General features: G+C 65.5%; 23 protein-coding genes. 16 read left to right on the top strand and 7 right to left on the bottom strand.

What is annotated here, in order from left to right; translation table 11 throughout:
- Positions 1-9: 9 nt before the first annotated feature.
- Genes AC57B5_RS08380 through AC57B5_RS08365 form a run of 4 tightly spaced genes read left to right on the top strand, consistent with a single transcriptional unit; the run spans position 10 to position 2,646 of the window.
- On the top strand, positions 10-1,044 hold the full coding sequence (locus tag AC57B5_RS08380; RefSeq protein ID WP_496399236.1) for a N4-gp56 family major capsid protein: 1,035 nt from the start codon (positions 10-12) through the stop codon (positions 1,042-1,044).
- A gap of 60 nt (positions 1,045-1,104) precedes the next feature.
- Positions 1,105-1,461 (top strand): hypothetical protein, encoded by a 357-nt coding sequence (locus tag AC57B5_RS08375; protein WP_016449980.1) that lies wholly within the window; start codon positions 1,105-1,107, stop codon positions 1,459-1,461.
- Between the two features lie 52 nt (positions 1,462-1,513).
- On the top strand, positions 1,514-1,969 hold the full coding sequence (locus AC57B5_RS08370) for a hypothetical protein (protein ID WP_016449981.1): 456 nt from the start codon (positions 1,514-1,516) through the stop codon (positions 1,967-1,969).
- 17 nt (positions 1,970-1,986) lie between these two features.
- Positions 1,987-2,646 (top strand): phage adaptor protein, encoded by a 660-nt coding sequence (locus AC57B5_RS08365; RefSeq protein WP_496399235.1) that lies wholly within the window; start codon positions 1,987-1,989, stop codon positions 2,644-2,646.
- Between the two features lie 18 nt (positions 2,647-2,664).
- Here AC57B5_RS08365 and AC57B5_RS08360 read toward each other — a convergent pair whose 3' ends face one another.
- Entirely contained in the window at positions 2,665-2,886 is a 222-nt protein-coding gene (locus AC57B5_RS08360) for a hypothetical protein (RefSeq protein WP_496399234.1), read from the bottom strand.
- Between the two features lie 154 nt (positions 2,887-3,040).
- On the opposite strand from AC57B5_RS08360, the gene AC57B5_RS08355 reads away from it, so the two are divergent.
- Positions 3,041-4,420 (top strand): hypothetical protein, encoded by a 1,380-nt coding sequence (locus tag AC57B5_RS08355; RefSeq protein ID WP_496399233.1) that lies wholly within the window; start codon positions 3,041-3,043, stop codon positions 4,418-4,420.
- On the opposite strand, the gene AC57B5_RS08350 is transcribed toward AC57B5_RS08355, so the two are convergent.
- Positions 4,421-4,768 carry a hypothetical protein gene (locus tag AC57B5_RS08350; RefSeq protein WP_496399232.1) on the bottom strand — a complete coding sequence of 116 codons (348 nt, stop codon included), beginning with the start codon at positions 4,766-4,768 and terminating at the stop codon, positions 4,421-4,423.
- A 107-nt stretch (positions 4,769-4,875) separates the two neighbouring features.
- Here AC57B5_RS08350 and AC57B5_RS08345 point away from each other — a divergent pair, with 107 nt between their 5' ends.
- Together AC57B5_RS08345 and AC57B5_RS08340 are read left to right on the top strand one after the other, a co-directional pair.
- Positions 4,876-5,214, top strand: a complete 339-nt coding sequence (locus tag AC57B5_RS08345) for a hypothetical protein (RefSeq protein ID WP_496399231.1) — start codon at positions 4,876-4,878, stop codon at positions 5,212-5,214.
- A gap of 385 nt (positions 5,215-5,599) precedes the next feature.
- On the top strand, positions 5,600-6,073 hold the full coding sequence (locus tag AC57B5_RS08340) for a hypothetical protein (RefSeq protein ID WP_496399230.1): 474 nt from the start codon (positions 5,600-5,602) through the stop codon (positions 6,071-6,073).
- 131 nt (positions 6,074-6,204) lie between these two features.
- On the opposite strand, the gene AC57B5_RS08335 is transcribed toward AC57B5_RS08340, so the two are convergent.
- From AC57B5_RS08335 to AC57B5_RS08325, 3 genes are all read right to left on the bottom strand, one after another.
- The gene (locus tag AC57B5_RS08335) at positions 6,205-6,585 is read right to left on the bottom strand and encodes a hypothetical protein (RefSeq protein WP_496399229.1); all 381 of its coding nucleotides are present in this window, start codon (positions 6,583-6,585) and stop codon (positions 6,205-6,207) included.
- Between the two features lie 86 nt (positions 6,586-6,671).
- On the bottom strand, positions 6,672-7,358 hold the full coding sequence (locus AC57B5_RS08330; protein WP_496399228.1) for an ORF6N domain-containing protein: 687 nt from the start codon (positions 7,356-7,358) through the stop codon (positions 6,672-6,674).
- A gap of 80 nt (positions 7,359-7,438) precedes the next feature.
- Positions 7,439-7,621: a hypothetical protein gene (locus tag AC57B5_RS08325; protein ID WP_496399227.1), complete on the bottom strand. Its 183-nt coding sequence runs from the start codon at positions 7,619-7,621 to the stop codon at positions 7,439-7,441.
- 142 nt (positions 7,622-7,763) lie between these two features.
- Between AC57B5_RS08325 and AC57B5_RS08320 the strand changes: the two genes are divergently transcribed.
- Together AC57B5_RS08320 and AC57B5_RS08315 are read left to right on the top strand one after the other, a co-directional pair.
- The gene (locus tag AC57B5_RS08320) at positions 7,764-8,378 is read left to right on the top strand and encodes a hypothetical protein (protein WP_496399226.1); all 615 of its coding nucleotides are present in this window, start codon (positions 7,764-7,766) and stop codon (positions 8,376-8,378) included.
- 109 nt (positions 8,379-8,487) lie between these two features.
- On the top strand, positions 8,488-14,889 hold the full coding sequence (locus tag AC57B5_RS08315) for an LPD38 domain-containing protein (RefSeq protein WP_496399225.1): 6,402 nt from the start codon (positions 8,488-8,490) through the stop codon (positions 14,887-14,889).
- Here AC57B5_RS08315 and AC57B5_RS08310 read toward each other — a convergent pair.
- Positions 14,879-15,049 (bottom strand): hypothetical protein, encoded by a 171-nt coding sequence (locus AC57B5_RS08310; protein WP_170962017.1) that lies wholly within the window; start codon positions 15,047-15,049, stop codon positions 14,879-14,881. The genes AC57B5_RS08315 and AC57B5_RS08310 overlap by 11 nt on opposite strands.
- 105 nt (positions 15,050-15,154) lie before the next feature.
- Between AC57B5_RS08310 and AC57B5_RS08305 the strand changes: the two genes are divergently transcribed.
- From AC57B5_RS08305 to AC57B5_RS08275, 7 genes are read left to right on the top strand one after another with little or no spacing between them, the layout of a single operon-like run.
- Entirely contained in the window at positions 15,155-16,333 is a 1,179-nt protein-coding gene (locus AC57B5_RS08305) for a hypothetical protein (RefSeq protein ID WP_496399224.1), read from the top strand.
- Positions 16,330-16,791 carry a hypothetical protein gene (locus AC57B5_RS08300; RefSeq protein ID WP_496399223.1) on the top strand — a complete coding sequence of 154 codons (462 nt, stop codon included), beginning with the start codon at positions 16,330-16,332 and terminating at the stop codon, positions 16,789-16,791. The genes AC57B5_RS08305 and AC57B5_RS08300 overlap by 4 nt, the downstream gene beginning before the upstream one ends.
- Positions 16,792-19,749 carry a hypothetical protein gene (locus AC57B5_RS08295; protein WP_496399222.1) on the top strand — a complete coding sequence of 986 codons (2,958 nt, stop codon included), beginning with the start codon at positions 16,792-16,794 and terminating at the stop codon, positions 19,747-19,749. It begins immediately after the preceding gene.
- Positions 19,750-19,761: 12 nt separating this feature from the next.
- Positions 19,762-20,202: a hypothetical protein gene (locus tag AC57B5_RS08290; protein ID WP_496399221.1), complete on the top strand. Its 441-nt coding sequence runs from the start codon at positions 19,762-19,764 to the stop codon at positions 20,200-20,202.
- An 11-nt stretch (positions 20,203-20,213) separates the two neighbouring features.
- Positions 20,214-20,807, top strand: a complete 594-nt coding sequence (locus AC57B5_RS08285; protein ID WP_496399220.1) for a hypothetical protein — start codon at positions 20,214-20,216, stop codon at positions 20,805-20,807.
- Positions 20,807-23,020: a hypothetical protein gene (locus tag AC57B5_RS08280; RefSeq protein WP_496399219.1), complete on the top strand. Its 2,214-nt coding sequence runs from the start codon at positions 20,807-20,809 to the stop codon at positions 23,018-23,020. The genes AC57B5_RS08285 and AC57B5_RS08280 overlap by 1 nt, the downstream gene beginning before the upstream one ends.
- Before the next feature lie 2 nt (positions 23,021-23,022).
- A complete protein-coding gene (locus AC57B5_RS08275; protein WP_496399218.1) occupies positions 23,023-24,915 on the top strand; it encodes a hypothetical protein in 1,893 nt (630 codons plus the stop codon).
- 46 nt (positions 24,916-24,961) lie between these two features.
- Here AC57B5_RS08275 and AC57B5_RS08270 read toward each other — a convergent pair whose 3' ends face one another.
- Positions 24,962-25,315 carry a hypothetical protein gene (locus AC57B5_RS08270; RefSeq protein WP_496399217.1) on the bottom strand — a complete coding sequence of 118 codons (354 nt, stop codon included), beginning with the start codon at positions 25,313-25,315 and terminating at the stop codon, positions 24,962-24,964.
- Positions 25,316-25,518 lie beyond the last annotated feature (203 nt).

The raw sequence follows: 25,518 nt of genomic DNA, 5'->3' as shown, positions 1-25,518 counted from the left end.
GAGAACATCGTGACTTTCACGACCGGAAATCCCGCCGAGCGAATCGGCAAACTCAAGGGTGAGATCCTGGGCCACGCCGTCGGCGTCGAAGTCCTGGGTATCACGGGCAAGCAGAGCGCCATGCCGCGCAATGTGGGCCAGACCATCGTCTATCGCCGTTACCTGCCCTACGGCGCGACGGCGGCGGACTTCAACACCATCAACCGCCCTCTGGTGAGCGTCAATGCCCACGAGCTGCAAGAAGGTGTGACGCCCTCGGCCGACTCCCTGGTGCCGCAGGACATCGAGGTGAAGCTGCGCGAGTTCGGCTGCCTGTACCAGCTGACCAACCGCGTGGCCGACACCTACGAGGACGACGTGCCCGCCGAGATGAAGAAGCAGTGCGGCGAGCGTGTGGGCCTGCTGCGCGAGATGATCCGCTACGGCGTGATCAAGAGCTGCGCCAACGCCTTCTATTCGGGCGGCTCCTCGCGCAATGCCGTCAGCGGGAAGATCACCTCGAACCTGCTGCGCAAGATCAGCCGCAACCTGCAGGCCAACCACTCCAAGCGAGTGACGGGCATTCTGGCTCCGTCGGCCAACATCAGCACGTCGCCTGTCGAGGCCTCGTATCTGGTGTTCGTGCACACCGATGCCGACTCCGATGTGCGTGATCTGCCCAAGTTCACGCCCGTGGCCGAGTACGGCAGCCGCAAGGTAGTGAGCCAGTACGAGCTGGGCAGCGTGGAGAACTTCCGCTTCATCACTTCTCCCGAGCTGGCTCCCTACGCCAACGCTGGCGCGGCCATCGGCAGCACCGGCCTCATGGGCGGCACCAATGTGGACGTCTACCCGTTCATCGTGGTGGGCGAAGACGCATGGGGCCAAGTGGCTCTGCGCGGGGACAACGCGCTGGACCCCACCTACATCCCGGCCGGCCAGAAGGACAAGAGCGACCCGCTGGGCCAGCGCGGCTACGTGGGCACGCGGTTCTACATGAACTGCACGCTGCTCAACGAGGGCTGGATGGCGGTGGCCGAGGCCGGCGTCTCTGCGCTGACCTGAAGCCACGGCGGCGCGAAAGCGCTCCCGCTTCCAACCCATTGAACCGACAAGGAGCACATCATGGCTGACAACGTTGCGGGCCAGACCCGCACCCGCTCGGACGACCAAGGCACGCCTGGCTTTGCCCAGGGCAAGGTCGTCTTGGACGCCACCACCATCGTGGCCGGTGACGATCTCTTCTTCCCTGTGGGCTTCAAGCCGCGCTATGTGCGGCTGCAAAGCTCCAGCGGCGTCTGCATCGAATGGTATGCAGGCATGGCAGAGAACTCGGCCTTCAAGGCTGCTGCTGACGGCGCACGCACGCTGTCCGCATCGGCTGGCGTGAAGACCGACCCGCGCGGCTTCCGCGTTTCTCAGAACGCCACGTTGGCGGCCGTGGTCGCGTCCCAGACGCTGTACTACGTCGCCCAGGTCTGATCCAAAGCCCGGCCCAGTGCCGGGCGCAACCCCCTCATTTCAGGAGAAACGCATGGCACGCAACACCACCGCAGTGGATGCAACCAACCAATACCTCGGCAAGGAGTCCACGGTCCAGATCGGCGAGATCGGCCAGGGCGACGTCGAGGTCGTCGACAAGCCGCTGCCCTCTGGTGCGCTGGAGCTCGAAGCCTTCATGAACGAACCCGTCACGGTCATGGTCTACGAGTCCACCGACGAGAACGACATGGACATGGTGCTGGTGGGCGTGAATGGCGTTTCCCAATACTTTCGCCGCGGCGTGGCCCAGACCGTGAAGCGGAAGTTCGTGGAGCGTCTGGCACGCGCCAAGCGCACCGACTTTGACCAGAAGCTCGATGACCGTTTGGGTGAGGCCATGAACAACCTGCGTCAGCGCCACGGCCTGCGCTACCCCTTCACCGTCGTCGAAGACCGCAACCCCCGTGGCGGCGCGTGGCTGAAGGGCGTGCTGGCTGAAACCCAGTAATCGAGCCGAGGCCCGCCATGAACCTCCAGGAGATGATCCAGCTGTATCGAGCCCAGGCCGACGATGCCGAGCCCGATCCGCTGTGCCGGGACCCGATCCTGACGATCTACGCCAACGAGGCCCAGGAGGAGGCGTGCCGCCGCGCCCAGCTGCTGCGCGATTCCACCTCTCCCATGTGCAAGGTGGCATTCGCAGCGGGCGACGAGTCTGTGGGCCTGGCTCCACAGGTGGTGCGCGTGCTGCGCGCCTTCGTGGTCGGCCAGGCCGTGGAAGTGCTCAACGTGGAAGAGATGGACTGCGCCATGCCGGGCTGGCAGTTCCAGGAACGCCAGGACGTGCCGCAGCGCCTGATCACCGGCATGACCACGGGCCGGCTGCACCTGTGGCCTACGCCAGCAGCAGCCGGCGAGATCCAGCTGACCGTGCAGCGGCTGCCCCTCAAGCCCCTGCGCTGCGACATCGACAAGCCCGAGATCCGCCCGGAGCTGCACAAGGCCCTGGTCGAATGGATGCTCTACCGGGCCTACAGCACCCAGGACACCGAGCTGTACAACGATGCCAAGGCGGCTGTCTGCATGCGCCGCTTCGAGGAAGAGTTCGGGCGCAAGGCCAGCGGGCGCAATGAGGAATGGGTGCGGACAATGGACGCGGGATTGGGTCCCGGACCCATTGCATAGGCTATTTCCTGCAGTTCATCAAGCTTTGCCAATCAGTTCCCAATCGTCTGAGTCGTCTCGCTTGTCTGCGCCTGAAACGTAGTAATCATTCACCTCACGAAAGACTAAGAGTGGATGCTTGCAATGAGGACAATTCAACTTGATGTCCTCTTTGCCCTTGAGCAAGTCGACTTGCTGCATAGCTTCTTCCATCAGATCTTCAGACAACTCTTTGGCGCAGTTGGGGCAGGTGGCTTTCATCAGGCATTTCCTTGGTTGAAGTGGGGAGGGCGATTCTATGTTTGTGCGTATGTGTGTCAATGAGCAGCTTGTAAACGGATATGCTTCACCCACCCAAGGTTGGAGTTCCAAGGTTGCTATCCGCACACTGCCATGAAGCAACCAAGGAACGCTCATGGCCACCAATCCTTTCCTCGAAGAAGCCCGCCGACGTGACGCTCTGGTGGGTCAGATCCCAACCGGCGGCCAGCGTCAGGCCCCGGCAGCGGACGGCTCGCAAGGCAACATCCTGAACAACGACCTCGGCCGTAACCTGGCCGCGCTACCCAGCGTGGGCAACATCCCAGGTGCGGCACTGCGTGGCACCGGGCTGGTCGCCCGGGCCTTCGGTGCTGCACAGCCTGCAATGTCCGGCGTGGGCCAGGCCGCGCAGGCAGCAGCACCCTATGCGCCCGTGGTGGCCGGCGGTGCCGCACTGGCCGGCGCCGCGAATGCCGACAGCCCAAGCACCACGCCGCCGCCCATGGCCCGGCCTGTGGCGCCCCTGGTGCAGGCTGCGCTGGACAACCCGGTGACGCCCACGCCCGCACCTGCTGCTGCACAAGCACCCGCTGCAGCACCGGCCACCACCTCCAACGTCTCCCGCATCGGCAACAGCTACTCGGGCACCAACGTGGCTGGCGACATCTCGATCAACGGCTCCGCGCCGCGTGGCTCCGTCACGACGCTGCCGGCCGGCGCCGCGCCCTCTGGCTTCGGCGGCCCCCTGGTCCAGGCCGCTGGCATCAGGCCCTGGGGCAGCGACCCGCCCGGCTTCAGCATCATGGACAACCCCCTTGTGGCGCGCGCCCTGGGCAATGGTCCCAGCGCGCAGAACATGGGTGCCGCAGACAACCTGGCCGCCCAGGGCAACATCGAATCCATGGCCCGCCTGCGTGCCTCGGGCCAGATCGCATCGCCTGGCCCCGGCCCGTCCATGAGCCTGTCCGGTGGCACCCTCGGTATCCGCCGTGCCCCGAGCATCGTGGCTTCCGAGCTGGGCGCACAGCGTGGCTTTGACCGTGCCGAGGGCCGCGACCCCGCATCCCTGCAGCGCGCCACTTCCATCTACCAGGCGCTGCTCCAGCAGCAGGGGCAGAACCAGCGGGCCGGCATGCAGGCCGGGCTGGACCAGCAGCGGATCAACATGGACCGGGAAACGCAGGGCTTCACGAACCGCCGCCAGAGCATCGTGGAAGCGTTGCGCAGCCAGGTGGCGCAGGAGCCGGACCCGACCAAGCGCCGCAGCATCGTGCAGTACATGCGCGACGTGGAGGGCGCGCAGACCCCCAGTGATTGGGATGTGAAGGTCACGCCGACCACGAAGAACGTCGATGGCTCAACAACCATGGGTAGCGTCATCCGCCACAACAGGGCTACAGGACAGGTGGAGCAGGTGCCGATGGGGCAGGGGGGCGGCCAGCCTCCGTCGCGCGACAGCCTAGTGCGCGGCCAGATCTACCAGACCCCACGCGGGCAAGCACGCTGGAACGGCACGGCATTCGATCCAGTGTGATCAGTTGCGAGCGGGTGGCAGGCCGTAGGCCTCTTCGTAGGTGAAGGACTTTTCATACAGCCTCCTGCACGCCATCCCAATGAGCTCCGCTGCCCTGGTGCTGCGCGTATCTCCCGCCTTCTTCGCTGTGCACTCTGGCCCGGACTTGAACCCCAGCATGCCCCGGCCATCTCCCTGGGGCACGGCCTGAATCCCGCCCGGGTGCTCAGCGCTGCAGACCTGGAACACTGCCTGGGCTGCGACATCGTTCTGCGTGCCGGGGAGCTTGTCCAGCAGGCAAGTGGCCATGTTGGCGGCCAGGGCGGGGGCGGCGAGGAAGAGGGCGGGAAGGAAGAGGAGGGGGCGCATGGGCGGAATGTAGCAGGAGAAGGATTCGCACAATGGGGAGAAATGGGGCGCTCTTCAATTGCTACGCTAATGTACAGTGCTGGCTTCTATTGACAGGAGGAGCAGTGATGGCAGAGAAAGACAGCACGCAAGAAGGCGCTCAGATTTTTGTGGCTTCTGACTACAAAAACATTCCAGCAGAAACAATGGGCGTTGCGCTCATGAATGATCGATCTCTTGCGCGCCGCATAGTTCTCAATGTGTTCAACAATGTTCCGACCCCCGATGGCATCGGTGGGAGCAACTACGAAGTCGACATGCGACTCACGGCGATGGCGGGGGTGAGCATGGATGTTCCAGTGGCGAAAAATCTTGTTGATGCGCTCAATCGAGCGATTGTTGCGATTTCCAAAGAAGAGCCAGAGTCGTCAGGAGCCGTCGACGCATCAATTCCTGCAAAAGAGTAGTGCAATGGCCGCGCCGAATAAGATTCATGGCTTTGAACTAATTGAAGGCGGAAAGGGGCGGATGGTTGGTCAGGGCGGCTCCGGATCTGCTCATGACCAATCAACGTCGGTTGGGGTCCTAGACGCTGGGCGACCGATGAAAATCTTTGGCGAATTCCGCCCCGCGAGGGGTTGGCTCAGCGGAAGTGCAGTTGGCGATGATCGGGCTGCATCTGAGCCAGGGTCTTCTGAAGATTTCGACACTGCACGGCTCAAAGCAAGCCTGGAGCAAATGGAGCAGAGGTTGGTATCGTCCTTTAAGGCGGCTGTCGACGTGACTAACGCCCGCACGACCGCCCCTAATCCTGAGGTACCCCCACAAGTTGAAAAAGCGCACAATCCACCCATGACCGAAGTGACCCGTGAACTCCTCGATGCGAAGCTCGACAGCGTGCGCGCTGAGGTGCGTGCGTCCATCGCCGAGTCATCCAAGGAGACTGTCGCTGCCATGGGCCAGCTCAACACGCAGATGGCCACCATGCAGGGCGAGATGCTGACCCAGATGCAGGGCCTGCGTGCCGACTTCGCCAACATGTTGAAGGACGTAGCCAAGGAGATGGCGGCAACCAGTGTTGCTGTGGCGGGTCAGGGCGAAAAAGTTGCCAACCTTGACGCCAAGCTCGCAGAGACACGGGGCGCGATACAGGGCGTCAATGGCTCAATTGATGGCCTCAAGTCGTCTATCACCACGCTCCAATGGGTGGTTGGTATTGCTGCGGCAGTTGCGGCAATCGTGATTGGCATCTTGCAGTACGACATCGCAAAGAACCCGCCTACTAATGCAGCCCCGGCTGCTGCTGCGACCCAGCCAGCAAAGTAGCCATCCACACCCCCAACTAAGCCCGCCCCGAGCGGGCTTTTTCACGCCCCCGCCCAGGGTTCGCGCCCCAGCCCCTGTGTGGGAACACTGGGGGCAAAGAAAAAGCCCGCTGGGCGGGCTTGGGTCTGAAATCAGGCCGTGGCCATTACATGCTCTACCTGTCGTAGCACGGGCTCATAGCCCTCAGTGGCAACGGCGAGCAAACGCCCAAATCGACACTGGCGACTGAACGAGTTCTCGCACAAGGTCAAGAGGGCCTTGAGTTGCTTCCATCCGTAGAGCAGCTCGTCACAGGAAGGCGACGTGTTGCGTAGTGCCCGCACCGATTGCAGTGCAAGCTGGACTGAGAGCAGCACATCTGTCTCGTGCTCCTCCCACTCCTCGTCCACGCGGGATGCCTCAACGGTAGAGGCCAGGTCCTTTTCGGCTATCGCCAAAGCCAAGCTCATCAGCTGCTCTGGGGTGATGGGCTGCGAAGGTAGCGCAGCCGGGGGGGCACAGGTATCATCCATGCTGAATTCCGTTCTGTGATGGTTCGGGTTCACCTTGAAAGCCTCGACGGGTCCAAGCGTCGGGGCTTTCTCCTTTTTGGGGCTGCCTACGACAGCAACAGCTTTTGCACCATGTCCAGCTGAGGGGACTCGCCGTGCAGCTTGGCCTGGTTGTCTGTGATGCGCTGCCAGTCGTTGCGCGTGTCCTGACCCAGCATGAAGCGGTCGCAGAAGTCAGCTACCTCAGCAGACTGGGCCTTAGTCATCTCCCGGAAGCTGAGCGACCCGGCGTATAGGTTCAAGAAGGCGTAGACCTTGGAGAACATCAGCCGGTGCTTGACCATCGCCTCGACAGCGAAGTGGTACAGCGGCAGGCGGTCCTGGATGTTGCTTCGCTTGTTCCCATCAACCATCGGCTGCCGGGCCTTGGTCGTGAAGTAGCAGTCTTCCAGTTGCTCGAAGACCTCCCAGGCTGCGTCGGTCTCCAGCATCTTGGCGTGCCGCGCCGCGCCGCGCTCGGTCCACAGGATGAGATGTGCGGCGCGCTTGGCAACCACACGACTATCAGTCGGTTGGTTGTTTTTGAATTCGCGCAGCTCGTCGCCCTCGATCTTGAAAAAGTGCTTCCCTGCTTCAAAGCGATCAGCATTGCGCTCGAAGTTCTTCTGGATGCTCCCCTGGTCGCTTCCGTACAGCTTCGCCAGCAGTTCGGTCGTGATGACCTTGGTGCCTTGCCACACGATGGCAGGCAACGCCTGCGGGGTGACGGGGTCGGTTTGGTTAGAATCGCGCACGATACTTTCCTCTTTCACATTGGTTGTGTCACTCGACGCCTCAGGACTCCTACCTCCTGGGGCGTCTCCTTTTGTGCCGCTCATGCGGCTGCGCCTTGCGGGCGCATGTTGCCGGCTTGTAGACGCCGGCTCTCCTCCAAGCGATAGACGACCTCCTGTTGAAGGGTGCGACCGTTGTCGATCGCTGCATGCTTCAGCCAAGTCTTGAGGTCAGTCTCGATGCGCACTTGCGTCATAGGGGTGGGTTGGGGTGTCTGCTTCATAGTTCCTCGGTTGCTTCACACCGCATCGGTGTAACTAAAATATGCCACGTAGTATGAGACATTACAACATGTTTGATGCAATCTGTGGGCGCGAACATGGTCCTGTACACTCTGTGGTCCATAGTTGCGATCAGAGGTATATATGGCGGAAGACAAGCGCAAGACGGCTGGGGGCAAGCTCTCTCGGTCGGAGGTGGTCACCGTGCGCTTCGATCAGAAGCTTCGCTACCTTGCCGAGCTGGGTGCGCGCAAACACCGTAGAACTCTCTCCAGCTACATTGAATGGGCCGTAGAGCAAAGTCTGAAAGAGGTGCTGCTCTATGACGGCGAACCCTACGACACGGATAACAGGCGCAGCGTCGCAGATGAAGCAAGCGCCCTCTGGGACATAGATGAGTCCGAGCGGTTCATCCGGTTGGCGATCAACTACCCAGAGTTGCTCACGCACGAAGAGCAAGAGCGCTGGAAGATGCTGTCGGATAGTGACTTGCTTGGACCCGCAAAGGGCCCTCGGGATCCTAGCGGCCATCTCTCGTGGAGCCGTGCAACCATGGACGATGAGGTTTATCCAATGGTCCGGCGCTACTGGCAGGGACTTCTTGACGCGCACAGCGGTGGCGCTGAAAGTCAGCGCAGATGGATTGATGAGACACTTGTGGCGGTACGTGCAGGCAAGGTCTACCCCGGCTACAAGTCGCCTCAGCAAAGAGCACCACGCTCTGGCTTCGATGATCTGGACGACAAGATCCCCTTCTAGTCCACGTTCCTGAAGTCATCCAACAACGCCCGCACCTGCGGGCTTTTTTTCGCCCGCGCGTACCCCCTACAGGGTTCGCCTGCCTTGGTCTCTGTGGCGAGACTGAGGCATGGCAAATGGCTCTTTCTCCTATGAGGAGGCCTTCGGTCCTCCATCCGCCGGCGGCAGCACTGCACAACAGCAGGGCAGTAGCTTCTCCTATGAAGACGCGTTCGGGCTTCCTCCTGCCCAGCCCAAGTCCCGCAACCCCCTGGCCGTCCTGAACGACACGGCCATTGAGGCGGCGAACGCGGCGGCCGGCGGTGTCTCGGCGGCGGCCAACTTCGTCAAGCCCGGCAACGATGTCTCGGGCTGGATCGACAAGAACATCATCCAGGCCGGCGAGGCTGCGCAGAGTGATGTGGTCAAGGCCTCGAAGCAGCAGTTCCGGCAGGAGGTGCAGGACGCTGATGGTGTAGGCGGCGAGTTGGCGGCCGTGGGCAAGTACGTGGCGCAGAACCCGCTGCTGGCTGCGGCGCAGGCTGCGGGCTCGTTCGCTGGGCCGGGCCTGGCGGTGAAGGGTGCCGGGCTGGCGGCGCGTGCTGGCGGCCTGGCTGGCAAGGCGGTGGAGACGGCGGGCCGCGCGGGTGGCGTTGCTGCTGGTGCTGCGCTGGCTGGCGGTGATGCCGCTGGCACGGCCTACGACCTGGCGAAGCAGGGCGGCGCCACCGAGGACCAGGCTGTTTCTGCTGCGCGCGGGGCCAGCGTGCTGCCGGCCGTGGTTGGTGGTGCTGGCGGTGCCTTCGGTGCCGAGCGGCTGCTGGCCGGCGGCAAGGGTTTTGCTGGTGGTGCTGCTGCGCGTGCCGTGAAGACCGGGGCCAGCGAGGCTGCGCAGGAAGCAGTCGAAGAGGGCGTCACCCAGTACGAGGGCCAGCGGGCGGCCATGCCGTTCGACCCGAGCATCGACCCCTCGAAGGGTGTGGCGGCTGCGGCCGGCATGGGCGCGGCCCTGGGCGGCGTCACGGGCGCCGGCACGTCGCTGCTGACGGGCGGGCATACGCGCGGCCAGCAGCCGCAGCAGGGCGACCAGCAAGCACCTGCCGAGGAAGCTGCCACGCAGGCCCCGCTGCTGCTGGGCAACCAGACGCCCGAGCGCCTGATCTCCTTCCCTGATGGCAGCGTGGGCCGCGTGGGTGAGGTCGAGAGCTACCTGGCCAACCTGCCCGAAGACCAGCGGGAGGAAGCCCGGGCCAAGATCATGGGCCAGTCCATCCGCGAGGTGAACGATCCAGCCGCGCAGCAGGCCCGCCGCTGGTGGGAGAACTACGGCGACGGAGCGCCCCAGGCGCCAGGCCCCGACTACCTGGCCGAAGTCCAAGCCGCCGTGCGCAGCGGCACCCAGTTCTCCACCCAGCAGACGGTGGACACGGTGCGCGATGCGATGGAAGACGCCTGGCTGGCCCAGAACGTGGGTGCCGATCCTGCTGATGCGCCAGCCCCTGGTGCCGGGCTGCAGGCGGCTGATGCCATGGGCGTGCAGCTGCAGGGCCAGTTCCAGCAGGCCAGCGAGGACGCCGGCATTGCCGCCGTGGACGCCCGCGTGCGCACCGGTCGCATCCTGTCCGGGCTGCAGAACCTGCTGGATGGCGGAGCCGAGAACAGTGCCCAGGTGCTGGGCGGCCTGAACGAGGGCCTGGCCCGCATCAACGAGCAGCCGCTGGACACCGCCGAGACGCAGCGCGTGCGCCGCATGGTGGATGCCTACATGGGATTCCGGGGTGTTGGCGAGCCGGCACCGCTGCCGGCCGACCGCGCACCAGCGGTGGACCCCTTCGCAGACAACGCCGCCATGGAGGCGCTGATCCCCCAGCGCCCGCTGCAGCGCCCGTCCGAGCGCATGGGCATCAACCCCGCAGACGGCCCGCTCTCGCGCGGCGCGGCCATGGCTGTGGATGCCGGCTTCGACGCCACCCAGCAGGCCGCCCTGCAGGCCCAGGAGATCGCAAATGCCCAAGGTGCCCAGGCACAGGCTGCCGCCGTGGCCGCCCCAGCAGCCATTCCCCCAACCGGACCCGGCGCCCTGGAAGCCGCTGGGCCTGGCCCCCTGACCCAAACCACAGGAGCCACCTTTGCCCCGCAAGCCGATCAAGCCCAGCAAGCTGGCGCGCAACCTCCGCAAGCAACTGGAGCGCCAGGCGCGCCGGCTGCTGGTGCTGCTGCAGCGCAGGAAGGTCTGACGAATGCCAGCACCACGACTTTCAACGATGGCGCGCAAGGCGGCCCGGCGCCAGGCCCGCAAGGACAAGCGCAGGCAGCAGCAGCCCGCCCGGCCAACTGGCGATCCAGCGCGCTTCCTGCCGGCCGCGTGGCCAGGAGTCTGGGAATAGATCCCAAGGGCAAGAGGCTGGCGCAGATCCTGGCTGAGGTGGATGCTGCTGATGCGGCGCGCGCCGGCCAGCAGCAGCCCAGCCTGCAGTTCAGCCGTGGCCCTGGTCCGGACAGCGAAGGAACGGCGCCGGCTGCAGCGCAGCCGCCGGCCATGCGCCGTGCCACCACGTTCGCCGAGGCACGCCTGGCGGCCAAGGCCTTTCAGGGTAAGCAGCTGACGAACGGGCAGACGGGTCTGCAGGCGGTGGTCTCGCGCAACAGCCTGGACAAGATGCTCAGCAGCAAGGCTGTCGGCAAGTCCTCGGGGGCGCCTGCGCACTCCACCGCCGTGGCCAGCGTGGATCGTCTGTTCGAGGGGGCAATACTGGGCTGGTCGAAGGAGGATCGAGACAGCAATTCGAACTTGGCCGCCGTGCATCGGTTCTTTGCGCCCATGGTGTTCGATGGGCGCCAGATGCTGGCCAAGATCACGGTGAAGGAGACGGTTGACCCGAATCACTCGAATCCGGTCTACACCGTGGAAGCCGTGGACTTCAACGAAAAATCCCCCGCAGCTCAATGGGTGGACGCATCTGCCAGGGCCGATGGCCTTGACCTGACTTCCATCCGCTCTGCGGGGGACGTGGTCAGTTTAGCGCAGGCCATCGAACAGCGCAACGCAGGGGGTCCCCAGCAGCGGGTGTGGGCCGGCGAGATAGCTGGCGAGACCGCCAGCCCTAGAGCGACCCTCACGCAGCCCCGCGACGTGAATCCGGGCCGCTCTACCGAGGACGGCGCCAGTGTAGGCCAGACCGGCGCGGAGCCCGAATTCAGCCGCAACATGCCCGAGGAGCTGGCCCAGGCCATCCGCCGCCTGCGCCCGCCGCCGGCTGCCGCCACGAATTCCTCTGTGCGCCAGGCCGTGAACCAATTGGTGGGCGGTATGGGTGTGCTGCCCAACAGTCTGGGCCGCATCGTGGTCACCACCTCAGACGACATCCGTGCCAACTGGGAGCCGCTGATCGGCCCGGTGGCCATGGGAGCCGAGGGCGGCGGCAAGGCCCAAGGCTTCTACGACCCCAACACCAAGACCGTGTTCATCATTTCGGACCACATCGTGGCCGGCGACGAGTTGGGCGTGGTGGCGCACGAGCTGATGCATAAGCACGGCCCTGCGGTGCTGGGCGAGGAGGGCTGGAACCAGCTGCATGGCGCCATCGGCGGCTGGGCCCGTGCGCCCGAAGGCAGCCTGGAGCGGCAGGTCTACAACGAGGCCACCGCCCGCGTGCAGGCCTCCGGCCCGGAGCTGTCCACCCAGGAGCTGTTCCCCTATGCCGTGCAGGTCGCCCTGGAGATGGGCGTGCGCCCCAGTCCCCTGGCCAAGCCTGGCACCGTGGCGCGCTGGCTGGACCAGGTGCGCAAAGCACTGCGCCAGGTCTGGGCCAAGATCACCGGCAACCGCAGCGACTTCGCCAGCCAGGACCTGGTGAACCTGGCCTTCGGCATCGCGCAGCGGGAGAATCCCGCCTTCGCTGGCGAACTGGACGGCGCTGCCACAGCCCAGGAGGCATCGAGCCCAACCGCAGCCCCGGCGCCATCGGCGCCCACGCCAGCGCCTGCCCGCCAGGACGTGCAGTTCAGCCGGGCCGCGCCCACGGCCAGCGACTACACCCCCAAGCAGGCCCGCGCCGCAGAGCGGGTCTTTGGCGCACAGGTCAAGCAGACGCTCGCCGAGAAGGCCCTGGCCATGCGCCACAACATCGGCACGAGGCTACGCCAGGGCCTGGTGGACCAGTTCGCACCTCTCAAGGAGATCAGCGAGAAGGCCTACATCCTGGCGCGCATGTCCAAAGGTACGGACGGCGCCGTCGAGGCTACGCTGCTCTACGGCAAGATCTACCTGCGCGATGGCATCTATGACGTGGACATCAAGGACGGCGGTTTCGCCAAGGCGCTGGCCAGCCTCAAAGGCGAGCACGACCGCTTTTTCCAGTGGGTGGCGGCGGTCCGTGGTGAAAGGCTGAAGGCGGAGGGTAAGGAGAATCTGATGTCCAGTGAGGATATCTCGGACCTCAAGACGCTCAACGCTGGCCGCATGGCCGACGGCACGGCACGCATGCCGCTGTACGCCGCGGCCCTGCGGGAACTCAATGCCTACAACGAGGCGGCTTTGAAGGTCGCCCAGGAATCGGGCCTGATTGATCCTGCAGCGCTGGAGATCATGAAGGGCCAGCCGTATGTGCCGTTCTACCGCCTCATGGAGGATGGCGACATGAAGGGACCGCGTTTCAGCGCAGGCCTCACGAGCCAGGAGTTCTCCAAGAAGCTCAAGGGCGGCACCCAGCAGCTCAATGCAGACCTGCTCCAGAACACACTGCTGAACTGGAGCCACCTCTACGCCGCTGCGGCGCGCAATCGGGCTGCCCTGGAGACCATGGCTGCAGCAGACAAGATGGGTGTCGCACATTTGGCGGTGCGTGCCGACAAGGACGGCAACTACCTCCTGGCAGGGCAGGAAAAGGGCATGATCAAGGTGATGCGCGATGGTGTGGCCGAATACTGGACTGTCGAGGATCCCTATCTGCTCGATGCCATCTCGGCCATGAGCTACACCCCCAGCGGCGCGGCCAAGGCCATGGCGCCGTTCAAGCGCCTGCTGACCTTCGGCGTGACGGTGAACCCCACCTTCAAGATCCGCAACCTGATCCGCGACAGCCTCTCGGCCATCGCCCAGAGCGACCTGAGCTACAACCCGCTGGAGAACGTCGCCAAGGGTTGGAAGGCCACGGACAAGAACAGCCAGACCTACGCCTCCATGCTGGCCAGCGGCGGCATCATCAAGTTCGGCACGCAGGAGAACACCAACCAGCTGCGTGGCCAGATCGAGCGCCTGGGCGGCACCATGCTGGACAAGCAGGGCTTCGACAAGCTCAAGGACCAGATGCGCTCTCTGTGGGAGGTGTATGAGGAATTCGGCGACCGCACCGAGAACGTGAACCGCACGGCGCTGTACGAGCGCCTGCGCGCCAAGGGCCTGAGCCATGCCGAGGCCAGCTTCCAGGCCCGGGACCTGATGGACTTCAGCATGTCCGGCAAATGGGAGACGGTGCGTTTCCTGGCCCAGACGGTGCCGTTTCTGAACGCCCGCCTGCAGGGCCTGTACAAGCTGGGCCGTGCTGCCGGCGAGGACCCGCGCCGCTTCGCCGCCATGGCCGGCGCCGTTTCCATGGCCAGCCTGGGCCTGCTGGCCGCCTACGCCGATGACGACGACTGGAAGAAGCGCGAGGACTTCGACCGCGACAACTTCTGGTGGTTCAAGATCGGCGACAAGGCCTTCCGCATCCCAAAGCCCTTCGAGGTGGGTGCCATCGGCACGGTTGCCGAGCGCACGGCCGAGCTGATGATGAGCGAGGAGATGACGGGCAAGCGCTTCGGACAGCGCATCAGCGACATGGTGTTCAACACCTTCGCCATGGACCCGACGCCCCAGGCCATCAAGCCCTTCCTGGACGTCTACGCCAACAAGGACAGCTTCAGCGGCCGGGCCATCGAGGGCATGGCCGACGAGCGCCTGCGTCCGCAGGACCGCTACAACGAGCGCACCTCGGAGGTGGCGCGCCTGCTCGGCTCCTGGGGTCTGCCCGATCCGGTGCGCCTGGCCAAGGGTGAGTACTCGGGCCTGAGCCCCAAGCAGGTGGACTTCCTGCTGCGCGGCTACTTCGGCTGGCTGGCCACGGTCAGCACGACGGCCACGGACACCATCGCGCGCCCGATGCTGGACCGTGGTGAGCGCCCGTCCATGCGCCTGCGCGATACCTTCCTGGCCGGCAACTTCGTCGAGGAACTGCCCACGGGCTCCAGCCGCTACGTGACCACGATGTACGAGCAGGCCAAGGGCGTGGAGCAGGCCTGGGCCAGCCACCAAGCCGCCATCAAGTCGGGCGACATCGAGCTGGCGCGCAGCATCCAGGAAGAGGAAGGGCCGAAGCTGCGCAACCGCATGGCCATCAATGCCGCCAAGCAGCAGATGGCCGAGCTGGGCCAGCGCGCCAAGAAGATCGAGGGGGATCGGCTCATGACCGGCGAGATCAAGCGCGAGCGCCTCATGCAGATCGAGCAGCAGCGCAACGCCATCGCGCAGCGCGTGGCCAAGCTCACAGACTGATGGCGCCGCGCCGGATGAACTGCCAGATGAAGCCCACGGCGCCGAGCCCGATGATGATCAGCCAGTAGGTCTCGATCATCGAGCGACGCTCGGCGGGCGTGGTCAGCTTGAAGAAGAGGATGGCTGCGATCACGAGCAGCCAGAAGATGATGCCGGGCATGCTGCGCATCGTAGGCGGCCTGGGGCGCCAGGGCAATCCTGGCAGCCCGGCATGACCCCCGCCCAGGGTTCGCCCAAATAGCGCACTCTCGGGAGACTGCAGTCCATGGCTGCAATCCGCTCCTTCCGAGGCTTGAACAACGTCACCGACCCGCTGCGGCTCGGCATGTCGTGGTTCACCCGCGCCGACAACGTCGATGTGACGGAATCGGGCGGGGTGCAGCGGCGCGCCGGATATGCGTTGGCCCAGGCTGGCGCACCGACCGGCATCTACGCCACCAAGGATGAGACCCGCCTGTATGTGATCGACGGCGGCGAGCTGCGCCAAGTCCTGGACGACATGACCGTGCGCCCCTTGGCGCAGGGTCTGGGCCGCGATGCGTACTGGACCGAGATCAACGACCAGGTGCTGTACGTGGCCGGCGACGCGGCCGGGATCATCACCGCCGAGGGCGAGGCGCTGCCCTGGCGCCTGCCCGTGCCGGCCGAGCCGCGCGTCCAGGTGGGCGAGGGTGGCCAGCTTCCGGCGGGCCAGTACCGCGTCTGCGCCACCTTCGTCATGCCCGACGGCCGGGAGACACCTGCCAGCATGGCGGCCGAGGTCGTGGTGGAGCAGGGCGCTGCACTGCAGATCAGCGGCATTGAGCAGCTGCCCGGCTGCGTGACGCGCGTCTATGTGGCGGCGGCCGACAGCACCGCATTTCAGCTTGCCTTTGGCGATGCCGGCCCGGCAGCAGTCTGGGCGCAGCCGCCCGAGGCTCTGGGCCAGGAGCTGCTGACCGATGGGCTGGACCCGCTGCCGCTGGGCGTGGACGTGATCGCCGAATGGCGCGGCCGTATTTTCGCCGCCCAGTACCTGCCCGAGGACGACAAGACCGTGGTCTGGCGCAGTGAGCCGCTGGCGCCGCACCTGTGGGATCTCTCCGAAGGCTTCTTCATGGTGCCGGGCAAGGTTTTGGCCCTGGCGCCGAACGACGCCGGCCTGGTGGTGGGCACCGACCGCGCCATGCACGCCTACACGCCCGAGGGCCTGGCCCTGCTGGCCGACTACGGCACGGTCCCGGGCCTGCCCTGGGCGCTGGACGGCAAGCGGACGCTCATCTGGTCTCAGCGCGGCCTATGCCAGTTCCCCGAATTCGCCAACCTGACCGCCTCGCGCGTGAGCGTGGCGCCCGGCCTGCAGGCTGGCGCGGCCGTGCTCGAGCTGGATGGTCAGACCCGTTTCCTTGCCTGCCTGCACGCGGGCGGCACCCCTTTCAACCAACGACGCGAGGTATCTCCATGACCGTCAAACTCTCTACCGGCCTGCGCAACGCCATGGCCGGCCTGGTCGGCTTTGCCGGCGCAATCAATGGCGGCGTGATCGAGGTCTACACCGGCCCCCAGCCGCTGACCGCTGATGCGGCGCCCACGGGCACACTGCTGGGCCGCGCCACGCTCAACGGCGCAGCCTGGAACGCTGGCGACCCCACGAACGGCCTGGTGCTGGATGCGGCCACGGGCGGTGGCGTGGCCAAGCCTTCAGGAGCGACCTGGAGGCTTGTGGGCCTGGCCGCGGGCAATGCTGGCTGGTTCCGCTTCCGCGCCAACGCCGTGGATGATGGCTCGGTCTCCACCACGCTGGTGCGCATCGATGGCGCCATTGCGGTGGGCGGCGGCGATGCCAAGTTCAGCACCGTGGCCATCACCGTGGGCCAGCCGGTGACCATCGACGTCTTCTCCTTCTCGATCCCGGCCCAGTAAATGGCCGAGCGCCTGCTGGTCACGTCGGCGGAGGCGGCGCAGTTCGTGCCGTTCGCCCGTGGCCGTGTGCGCACGCTACGTGCTGCAGGCTTCGAGTACATCACCCAGCGCTACGAGGTCGAGGGCTACCGCATCCGCGTCACGCTGCACGGGCAGGACGAGGTGATCGAGATCCAGGGCGGCACTGCGGGATATGAGTTCTGGGTGAACGACGACTTCCGCATCTACCCGGACGGCATCGGCTCGCAGGGCGAGGTCGGCGTGCGGCCCACGGACAGCGATGGTGTCGAGATCCCGGGCGAGGAGCCCAGCGACTTCGCAGCCGGGCATGCCGTGGCGCTGTCGCGCAAGGGCGAGGCCAAGGCCCGGTACAGCACGAACATCGAGCCCACCGACGACGGCCCGCAGTGGCCTGTGGTGTCGCCCCGGCGGCTGACCACGCTCACGCCGTCAAGCGGCACGGTGGCCGAGAAGGGCTGGTTCTACACGAAGTGGTCGTGGCAGGACCAGAAGCTCTTCGAGCACAGCTGGTGGAAGGACAACAAAGGCCCCTGGCTGATGACATCGGCCATCGGCACCAACTACGGACTGGCCACGAATGCGCCCCAGCGCGGCCCAGGCACCACGGCGTACAGCTACCGCTCCAACTTCCTGCTCAAGATGGGCGGCGACCGCCAGACCGACCCGCTGATGGGCGATGAGGGCTTCGACATCAAGACCTGCTGCTACTCGCGCGCCGGCGGCGTGCAGGTCGGGGCCAGCCGGCAGCAAGGGCCGAACGTCTGGTACCGGCGCGCGGCCGTGCAGACGGTGACGCTGCCCAGCGGGGCGAAGCGCGACTATGTGGTGCACTCCGACACCCATGGCCGCTTCACCATCTGGCCGCTGGGCGAATACCAGAACGTCCAGAAGTACCCGGAGCTGTACGAGCAAAACCCCATCGCCTATGCCGACCTGCCGTCCAGCGTGGCCCGGGTCTTCCTGCCGGCCTACCCGGCCTGGGTGGCCGTGCCCGACACCTCCAAGGCCGTGGCGACAGAGCACTGGACATGGCAGTTCAACAAAACCGGCACGCACGCGGCGACCGTGGCGCACGAGAAGGTCGAGGCATGGGTCTGGGTGTGGGTCAAGCCCGGCGAGACCAATGGCTTCGTCTACTACCTGGTGGACGGCAAGGCCCTGATGCCTGGGGCGCAGTTCAACAACTTCTATGCCACCCTGGGCGAGACGCCCGGCTATTACGACATCACTGCGCCAGGCCGCGAGGCGGACGGCTCGTTCCGGCCAGACCCCAATGACGACACCTGGGAATACATGCGGGTGCGCGAATACCGCCTGCCGCGCAGCTCCCAGAGCGACCAGGCTTTCGGCCGGGCCTACATGATCAACGGCGTGCTGGTGGCCTGCTCCACCGAGACAGGCGCGGACTCTGGCAGCCCGCGAGCTTGGCGCGCCGTGTCCACGCCTGAGCAGTACGAGCCGGCCTTTACCTACCTGCCCGGCCTTGTGGAGGTCGGCATCACGGTCTCATCGACCAACGAGACCGACCCCAACGATTTCACCGCAAGCTTGCAGGTGCTGCGCGACGAACCCTACAGCGCGACGAAGCGCTACCGCGTGGACGCTGCCTACTATGTCGCCACGCCGCGCACCACGGCATTGGACGCGGCCCAGGGCCTGGCCGACGACGATCTGCTGGTGGCCGAGGTGGAGGTCTACTGGCGCCCCGGGCAGGGCATCACGGACGACGGCCCCGGATTCCCAGCCGACCCCGTGGGCAGCAACACCTTCCGCCACCTGATTGCCGGCTGCCAGCACGCGCAGGGCGGCTCGCTGCTGGAGGGCATCCCAGGCCCGGCCGGCACGTCGAGCGGGCGGCGCTTCCATGACCACATCGACGAGCCATATCTGGAGAGCGCGCTGACCGCGCGCTTCAGGGCCGAGGGGGTGCACGCCTACTACACCGTTCGCAAGCACGACAGCCAGGCCATCGTGCAGCGCCTGTGCCTGGCGCACAACGAGCGCTGGGAGTGGGACGGATTCGACATCCTGACCGAGTTCCTGATGGCTGGGCAGGACCAGGCCCGGTCCTTCTTCCAGGCGGACGGCACTTCGGCGCCCTACGGTGGGCGCATCTTCATGCCGCGCACGACCATGAACACCGGCAGCGATGCGTTCGAGGTCGGGCTGGCGCGTGCGCAGATGATCAGCACAGAACGCATGCCGGCCACCTGCGTGACCATGATCGATGTGGCGGACTTGCGGTTTCTCAACTTTGTGACGCGGACCTACCAGCGCGCGGCGGCCACGCCCAGCAGCTACCAGCGCTCAACGATCCCGGGCACGAGCACCGTGGCATGGCAGACGACCGGGGCCAGGCGGCGCTACCTGAGCACGGTCTACCCGAACCACCACCTGCGCATTCACGGGTTGCCGGCCCGAACCATCCTGTACGCGCCCGATGTGGCAGAGCTGGGGCCGGACCCGGCCGCCAACCTGAACACGCCACCCGACGACGTGGTGCTGCTGCCCAGCATCCCGCGCGGCACGGCGCCCTGCGGCAACGAGGGCGCGGCCCTGGCCATGCAGCAGGAGTTCGCGGCCCGGCTTATCACCCCGAGCCTGATGCCGGGCAACAGCATTCCAGCGCACCCGGGCGGGCACTGGTCGGCCTGCCTGAACTGCACGCAGGGCGGCATCGAGTTCGTTGGTGATCTGCAGCCGCCCATCGCTACAGGGGAGCTGATTTCCCCCCTCCAGGGTTCGACCGAAGGGGGGCTGTCCTGGTTTGATGTGATCCATGTCCAGGGGCGCTCTGCAGAGACCTCGCACAAGGCGGCATTCAATGCCGCGTTCGGTCAGCAGCGCGACTACGGGCACTACGCCGATCCCGATGGGATTGGTGACGACGAGGAGTTTGGCGGCTTCATGGCCGGCGCCCTCTGGATCATGAATTGAGCGAGGACTGCCATGACATTCAAAGTTTCCACCGGCCTGCGCAACCACATGCTGGCCACTGGCTCGGCCCAAGCCGCTTTGGCTGGCGGCAAGATCAACATCTACAGCGGCCCGGAACCTGCGACTGCTGACGCGGCTGCCACGGGCACACTGCTGTGCGTCATCGACAAGGACGGCGCCGGCGCGGGCTTCTCGCTGGACACCACGGCGGTGGGTGGCGCGATCGCCAAGGTGCCCGCCGACGTGCTGCGCGGCACGGTGCTGGCCAGCGGCACGCCGGGCTACTACCGGCACGTCGGAGCCAGCGACACCGGTGCGGAATCCACAACGGAGCCGCGCCTGCAGGGCCGCATCGCCCAGTCCGGCGCTGAGGGCAACATCACCAACATCCCGATGGTGTCCGGCGCAACGCAAGACGTTGACGAATACAGCTTCGCGCTGCCCACGTTCTAAGCGGGGCGCATATGGCCGAGTTGGCTGGGTACGCCTATTGCAGTCGCACGGAGGTGCAATACACGCCTCCAGGTAGCCCCAATTCCTGGCAGGCCCAGGTGCATGTCCATGCGGTCAGCAACGATGGCAGCGTCGCATACCTCGGGGTTGCGCTCTACAAGGCCTCCTATGTCGATGCCGAGGGCATCACCTATGGCTACCGCCCCGAGCCGGATATCGACAATCCAGCCTATGAGGGGTACTACGACCTGAACCCCTCCTCGTTGCGCCACATCCGCCTGTCGCCTGAGCAGCCTCGCGCGTACCGCTATGCCTCCAATGCCACTGGCAGCTTTTTGCTATCTGGCGAGCCATACGATATCAGCGAACTGTCTGGTATTGACCCAGATACCGAATACATGGTGTGGTGCTATTGGGAGCAGCCGGACGAATGGGGCAGCTTTCCAAGTCCTGCACGGGCCGCCTTCATCGTGCCCATCACGCCCGCGCTTTGGCATGGCATGTATGTCGAGCAGGAGTGGCACCGGTTCGCCATTGGCTCGGATGCGGGCGGGCAATTGCCGACATTTTGGACTGACCTGGTCGGCGTCTCCGAGGTGCTGTGATGGCCAACGACCTGAAAAAACGCACCTTCATCTCCTACCAGCCCGAGATCCAGGCTCAGGCAGCAGTCCCGTACAGCCCGGCGCGCGCGGCATGGACAGAGGTCAAGACCACGCGCGTCTGCGAGATCGTGACCAAGCCGCAGGGCGGCACGACGGGCGGCCTAGTCAAGGTCGTCACGTACAAGGACGGCAAGCTGACCGTCACATGGGAGTACGCCGATGCCGTGCCGCCCACGTTGGTACGCACGCGCGTCTGCCAGGACGTCACGACGACCATCCACCACCCAGCCGTGCCAGAACAACTGGCGCGCCCGGCGGTGGGCTATCGGCCGGCAGGCCTCGTGCACGACTTCGGCCTGGGCTGGAATGCTGGCGCACGCTCGGTAAAGTTCCTGGTGGCCAGCGGCTACGCCGAGTTCAGTCTGGCTGGCGTGGGCGTGGCGGCCGGCTTCGCGCAGGACCCCGAGGGCCAGCTGTGGACCGACATCGAGCACGGGTTCTATGCGACCCGCCGCACGCTCAAGATCGTGGAGCAGGGCGTCGAGAAGTTCGCTGCCGGCAGCTTCGAGCCCACGGACGTGCTGCGCATCGAACGCATCGGCTCCCGCGTCCAGTTCCGCAAGAACGGCACGCTGCTCTACACCAGCACCCAGCCCAGCACGCGCCCGGTGTACCTGGATGCCTCGCTCTATTCGGGCGGCGACCAGGTGTCGAGCCCGAAGCTGGAGACCTTGAACGCCAGCAATGGCCGCATCGTTGCTTCCATGCGCCCGCCGCAGGGCATGCTGTCCGACCGGCCCTATGCCGTCTTCCGGGCCGAGATGGCCGCGCCTACAGGCGAGCTGTCGGCGCTGCGCACGCGCTTCCACGGCGCCATGCGCCCGGCCACTGCGCTGTGGGCTGATCGCCCCTATGCGCGCTTCCGTGCAGAGATGCGAACGCCGTCCGGGCGCCTGGTCACCGGCCTGCCGCCGCCGGCCTACGCACTGTTCAGCGCCCTGATGTATCCGCCCGTCGGCACCATGAACATGCTGTCGGGCGGCCTGCTGTCCATCAACACGATCATGGTGCCGCTGGACACGCTGTGGGCTGACCGGCCCTATGCCGCGTTCCATGCGGAGATGGCGCCAGCGATTGGGCAGTGGGTCGATTCCGGTTTCACCCAGCGCCCGGTGGCCCGTCTGCCGCGCGCCGGCCTGTTCCTGGCCACGGGCGTGCACGTGGAGCTGACCGGCCCACGCGCGCAGATGCTCATGGAGGCGCACGACGTCTCCAGCCGCGTCGAGCTGGTTATGCCGGCTGCATCACTGCAGTTGCAGACCGGCGCCCATGTGGCCCTGGCTGCGCCTGCGGCACGCATGGCTCTTGAGGCCGACGTCGCGGCCATCGCGCGCTTCGAACTGTCCGCCCCGGCAGCCAACATGCACCTGGAGGCCATGGTCGACGCCCTGGCCGAGATCACCCTGCAGGCACCGGCCATCCGCGCCGAGATCGTGACGGGCGGCCTGATCAGCATGCAGGGTCCTGTGCCCACCATGCACGCGGAGGCAACCACCGAGGTGCTGGCCGAGATCAGCATGGTGGCCCCGGCCGCGCGCTTGCTGCTGGAGGCCCAGGGCGAAGCCACCGCCGAATTCGTGCTGCGCGCCCCGGCCATGGTGGCGAACGGCTGGGTTGAGGCGGTGCTGTTCATGCCCCTGGCACGCGCACGCCTGGAGGCCACGGTGGTGGTGCCGGTCTCCTACGAGGCCTATGCCATCAACCTGCGCACTCAGGTGGAGGCCGGAGGCAATGAGGTCACGCGCTACACGGCTTTCCCCTTCACGCGCATCGTGCGCTGGCGCGGCCGCTACGTGGCCATGGCCGCCGATGGCCTGTATTTCCTGGGTGGCGACACCGACTCCGGCCAGCCCATCGCCTGGCACCTGCACACCGGCACCACCGACTTCGGCAGTGCGCAGCGCAAGGCGTGGGTCAGCTGCTACGTCGGCGGGCGCATGCCGCCCTGCAGTCGCTTCACCGTGGCTGTGGGCGAAAAGTGCGAGGAGCGCTACCCCTACGACACGCCACGCGGCGCAACGGCGCAGAACTACCGCCAGAAATTCGGGCGCGGCATGGATGCCCGGTATTACGCCCTGGAGCTGTCCGGCCGTGGCGCGCTGACCATCGACGACCTTGATTTCGAGGTCATCGCCAAGACACGGAGGATCTGACCATGGCGACCGCAGAAGAAATCATCGACGACGCCCGAGGCTACGCCGCCGGGGTACTGACAGACGCTCAAGCTGCGCTGGCCTCGGCCACGAGCACGATCACAGGCATCGGCTATGTCTCGCCCAACGTGGACGCGCCGACGCTGGACCAGCCGCTGGACCTTCCGGTGATCCGGTCTGTGCCAGGCCTGTCGGATGTGGTGTTCGACCTCCCGGCGCGGCCAGGAGATGCACCCGAGTACCAGGACATCGGCACCATCGACATCAACGGCGCGCCCACCAGCACCGTCACAGCGCCAACCCTGGTGATGCCGTCCATGCCCAGCAGCATGGAGGCGTTCCAAGGGGAGATGCCCATGGTCTTCACATCCATGGCTTTCCCCGACGCGCCGGATCAGCTGACGAACCCGGCGCCCAGCGAGCCCACCATCGTGGACCGCCAAGCGCCTACGGCCCCCAACATCGTGCTGCCCACCTTCGACGCTGATGCGCCGATCTTCTCGGCCGTGGCGCCCACGGACCTGGCTGGCAAGATGGAGCAGAGCTACTACGGGGCCAGCCCGGCCATGGTCAGCATGCTGGATGGCCAGGTCGATGCGCTGCTGGCGAAGTACTGCCCCGGCTACCAGGCCGGCATGGCCGCCATGGAGTCCAAGCTGGCCCAGTTGATGGCAGGCGGCTCGGGCTTCACGCCCGATGTGGAGCGTGCAGTCATGGAGCGGGCGAAGGACCGAAACCTGGGCGAGTATCGGCGTACGCGCGACGCGGCCTGGGCGGATGCTGCTGATCGCGGCTTCACGCTCCCCACCGGCGCGCTGCTGTCGGTGGCAGCCAAGGCGCGCCAGGCCGCCGCCGACAACAACGCCCGCGCCAACGTCGAGCTTGTGGCCAAGCAGGCCGAGCTGGAGCAGCAGAACCTGCAGTTCGCAATCAGCACATCGCAGGCCCTGCGCCAGGGCGTGCTGTCGGCCATGCTGGGATTCCACGGCAACCTCATCCAGATCAACGGCCAAGCTTTGGAGCACGCCCGCAGCGTGGCGAACCTGCAGGTGGAGACCTACAACGTCCAGGTCAAGGCCTATTCCGCGCAGCTGGATGCGTGGAAGGCAGAAGCCGGCGTCTATGAGGTGCGCCTGCGCGCCGCCACCGCCATGATCGACGTCTACAAAGCCGAGATCGACGCCCTGCAGGCGCTGTCGCAATACGACGTGGCCAGAGTGAACGTGTACCGGGCGCGCATCGACGGCATGCAGGCCCTGGCAAATGTCTACCGGGCTCGCATCGATGCCGTGGTGAGCCAGGCCCAACTGGAGCGCGTGAAGATCGACCGCTTTTCCGCCCAGGTCCAGGCATACAGCGCCCAGGTGCAGGCCAAGGCAAACGAGTGGCAGGGCTACCGCGCCGCGCTCGACGGCGAGCAGCTCAAGGTCCAGATCTTCGACAGCCAGGTGCGTGCTGAGGGCCAGGCCGCCCAGGTCTGGAAGACCAAGGTGGAAGCCATGGGCGAGGCCGTGCGCGCGGCGGCCCTGACCAATGACGCCCGCGCGCGCCAGTACGAAGTCCGGTGGCGCGCCTACACGGCCGAGGTGGCTGCGAAAGGGGAGGTGGCCCGGACGCAGCTGGAGAGCGATCGGCAGCAGCTGCTGGCATTCCAGGCTGAGACACAAGCCGCCAGCACGTATGCGCAGGTCCAGGCCACGCATTACAAGGCCAAGGCAGATGTGGAGATCAGCTACATGGGCATGAAGCTGCAGGCCCAGATGGGTCAGATCGACAGCATGCGGAACTTCCAGAGCGTGCTGGCAGGTCTTGCCAACGTGAATGCTGATCTGAGCGGTCGCTTGGCGGGGATGGCTATGGGTGGTATCAACACCCTAGCAATCAAAGACCAGTGACCAAGTTTCGCCCCCCGCTACTACCAATTCGTATTTTCACTGGACACTACCCTGGCGGATGCCTGACTTCCCATCGATTCGGAGTGAAAACGGAAACGTATTGCTCCGTGTCGCTGCAATAGCTTCCATCTGCTCGTTTTATAGCAGTTTTAGCTTCTGGTTTGATGCGTAGCACGTATTGATCCGAGGTGTAGGAGTAGTACCGAAGCCGCTCATAGAGAGTCGCTACGGCTTGCTGCAAGGGGGCATCAAAACGATGAAAGATTGCTTCGTCATTGAGTGGTGCATCTCCCCCGTCGAGGAACGCCCGATATGCATAATTATTGTGGTGGCGCACCATGCCCTGATCAATCTGCTGGAACAGATCAGAAAATACCGGTAGATAGTCGGTGGTATGCATGTCGACGATATGGGCGGTCTCACCTTGCCGAGTATGCGGCCAACGTGGTGGCTGATTCATTGAGGATCACCTTCACTTTTGAAAACTTAGTGTTTCATAGTGTATCAGTGAATTAATGAGACCTCTTTTATAAAGCATCAGTACTTTTAGCCGCGGAATGCGCCAGAGCATTTGTCCCCCCGGCTAGGGTTCGCCTCACGCGT

It is taken from the genome of Delftia sp. BGA-UO-ETr-SB1 (assembly GCF_059567865.1).
This window is presented reverse-complemented; position numbering and strand designations above follow the sequence as displayed.

Coding starts and splice junctions, on each gene's coding strand:
- AC57B5_RS08375 (WP_016449980.1), top strand. CDS start 1,105: ATGGCTGACAACGTTGCGGGCCAGACCCGCACCCGCTCGGACGACCAA.
- AC57B5_RS08370 (WP_016449981.1), top strand. CDS start 1,514: ATGGCACGCAACACCACCGCAGTGGATGCAACCAACCAATACCTCGGC.
- AC57B5_RS08365 (WP_496399235.1), top strand. CDS start 1,987: ATGAACCTCCAGGAGATGATCCAGCTGTATCGAGCCCAGGCCGACGAT.
- AC57B5_RS08360 (WP_496399234.1), bottom strand. CDS start 2,886: ATGAAAGCCACCTGCCCCAACTGCGCCAAAGAGTTGTCTGAAGATCTG.
- AC57B5_RS08355 (WP_496399233.1), top strand. CDS start 3,041: ATGGCCACCAATCCTTTCCTCGAAGAAGCCCGCCGACGTGACGCTCTG.
- AC57B5_RS08350 (WP_496399232.1), bottom strand. CDS start 4,768: ATGCGCCCCCTCCTCTTCCTTCCCGCCCTCTTCCTCGCCGCCCCCGCC.
- AC57B5_RS08345 (WP_496399231.1), top strand. CDS start 4,876: ATGGCAGAGAAAGACAGCACGCAAGAAGGCGCTCAGATTTTTGTGGCT.
- AC57B5_RS08340 (WP_496399230.1), top strand. CDS start 5,600: ATGACCGAAGTGACCCGTGAACTCCTCGATGCGAAGCTCGACAGCGTG.
- AC57B5_RS08335 (WP_496399229.1), bottom strand. CDS start 6,585: ATGGATGATACCTGTGCCCCCCCGGCTGCGCTACCTTCGCAGCCCATC.
- AC57B5_RS08325 (WP_496399227.1), bottom strand. CDS start 7,621: ATGAAGCAGACACCCCAACCCACCCCTATGACGCAAGTGCGCATCGAG.
- AC57B5_RS08320 (WP_496399226.1), top strand. CDS start 7,764: ATGGCGGAAGACAAGCGCAAGACGGCTGGGGGCAAGCTCTCTCGGTCG.
- AC57B5_RS08315 (WP_496399225.1), top strand. CDS start 8,488: ATGGCAAATGGCTCTTTCTCCTATGAGGAGGCCTTCGGTCCTCCATCC.
- AC57B5_RS08310 (WP_170962017.1), bottom strand. CDS start 15,049: ATGCCCGGCATCATCTTCTGGCTGCTCGTGATCGCAGCCATCCTCTTC.
- AC57B5_RS08305 (WP_496399224.1), top strand. CDS start 15,155: ATGGCTGCAATCCGCTCCTTCCGAGGCTTGAACAACGTCACCGACCCG.
- AC57B5_RS08300 (WP_496399223.1), top strand. CDS start 16,330: ATGACCGTCAAACTCTCTACCGGCCTGCGCAACGCCATGGCCGGCCTG.
- AC57B5_RS08295 (WP_496399222.1), top strand. CDS start 16,792: ATGGCCGAGCGCCTGCTGGTCACGTCGGCGGAGGCGGCGCAGTTCGTG.
- AC57B5_RS08290 (WP_496399221.1), top strand. CDS start 19,762: ATGACATTCAAAGTTTCCACCGGCCTGCGCAACCACATGCTGGCCACT.
- AC57B5_RS08285 (WP_496399220.1), top strand. CDS start 20,214: ATGGCCGAGTTGGCTGGGTACGCCTATTGCAGTCGCACGGAGGTGCAA.
- AC57B5_RS08280 (WP_496399219.1), top strand. CDS start 20,807: ATGGCCAACGACCTGAAAAAACGCACCTTCATCTCCTACCAGCCCGAG.
- AC57B5_RS08275 (WP_496399218.1), top strand. CDS start 23,023: ATGGCGACCGCAGAAGAAATCATCGACGACGCCCGAGGCTACGCCGCC.
- AC57B5_RS08270 (WP_496399217.1), bottom strand. CDS start 25,315: ATGCATACCACCGACTATCTACCGGTATTTTCTGATCTGTTCCAGCAG.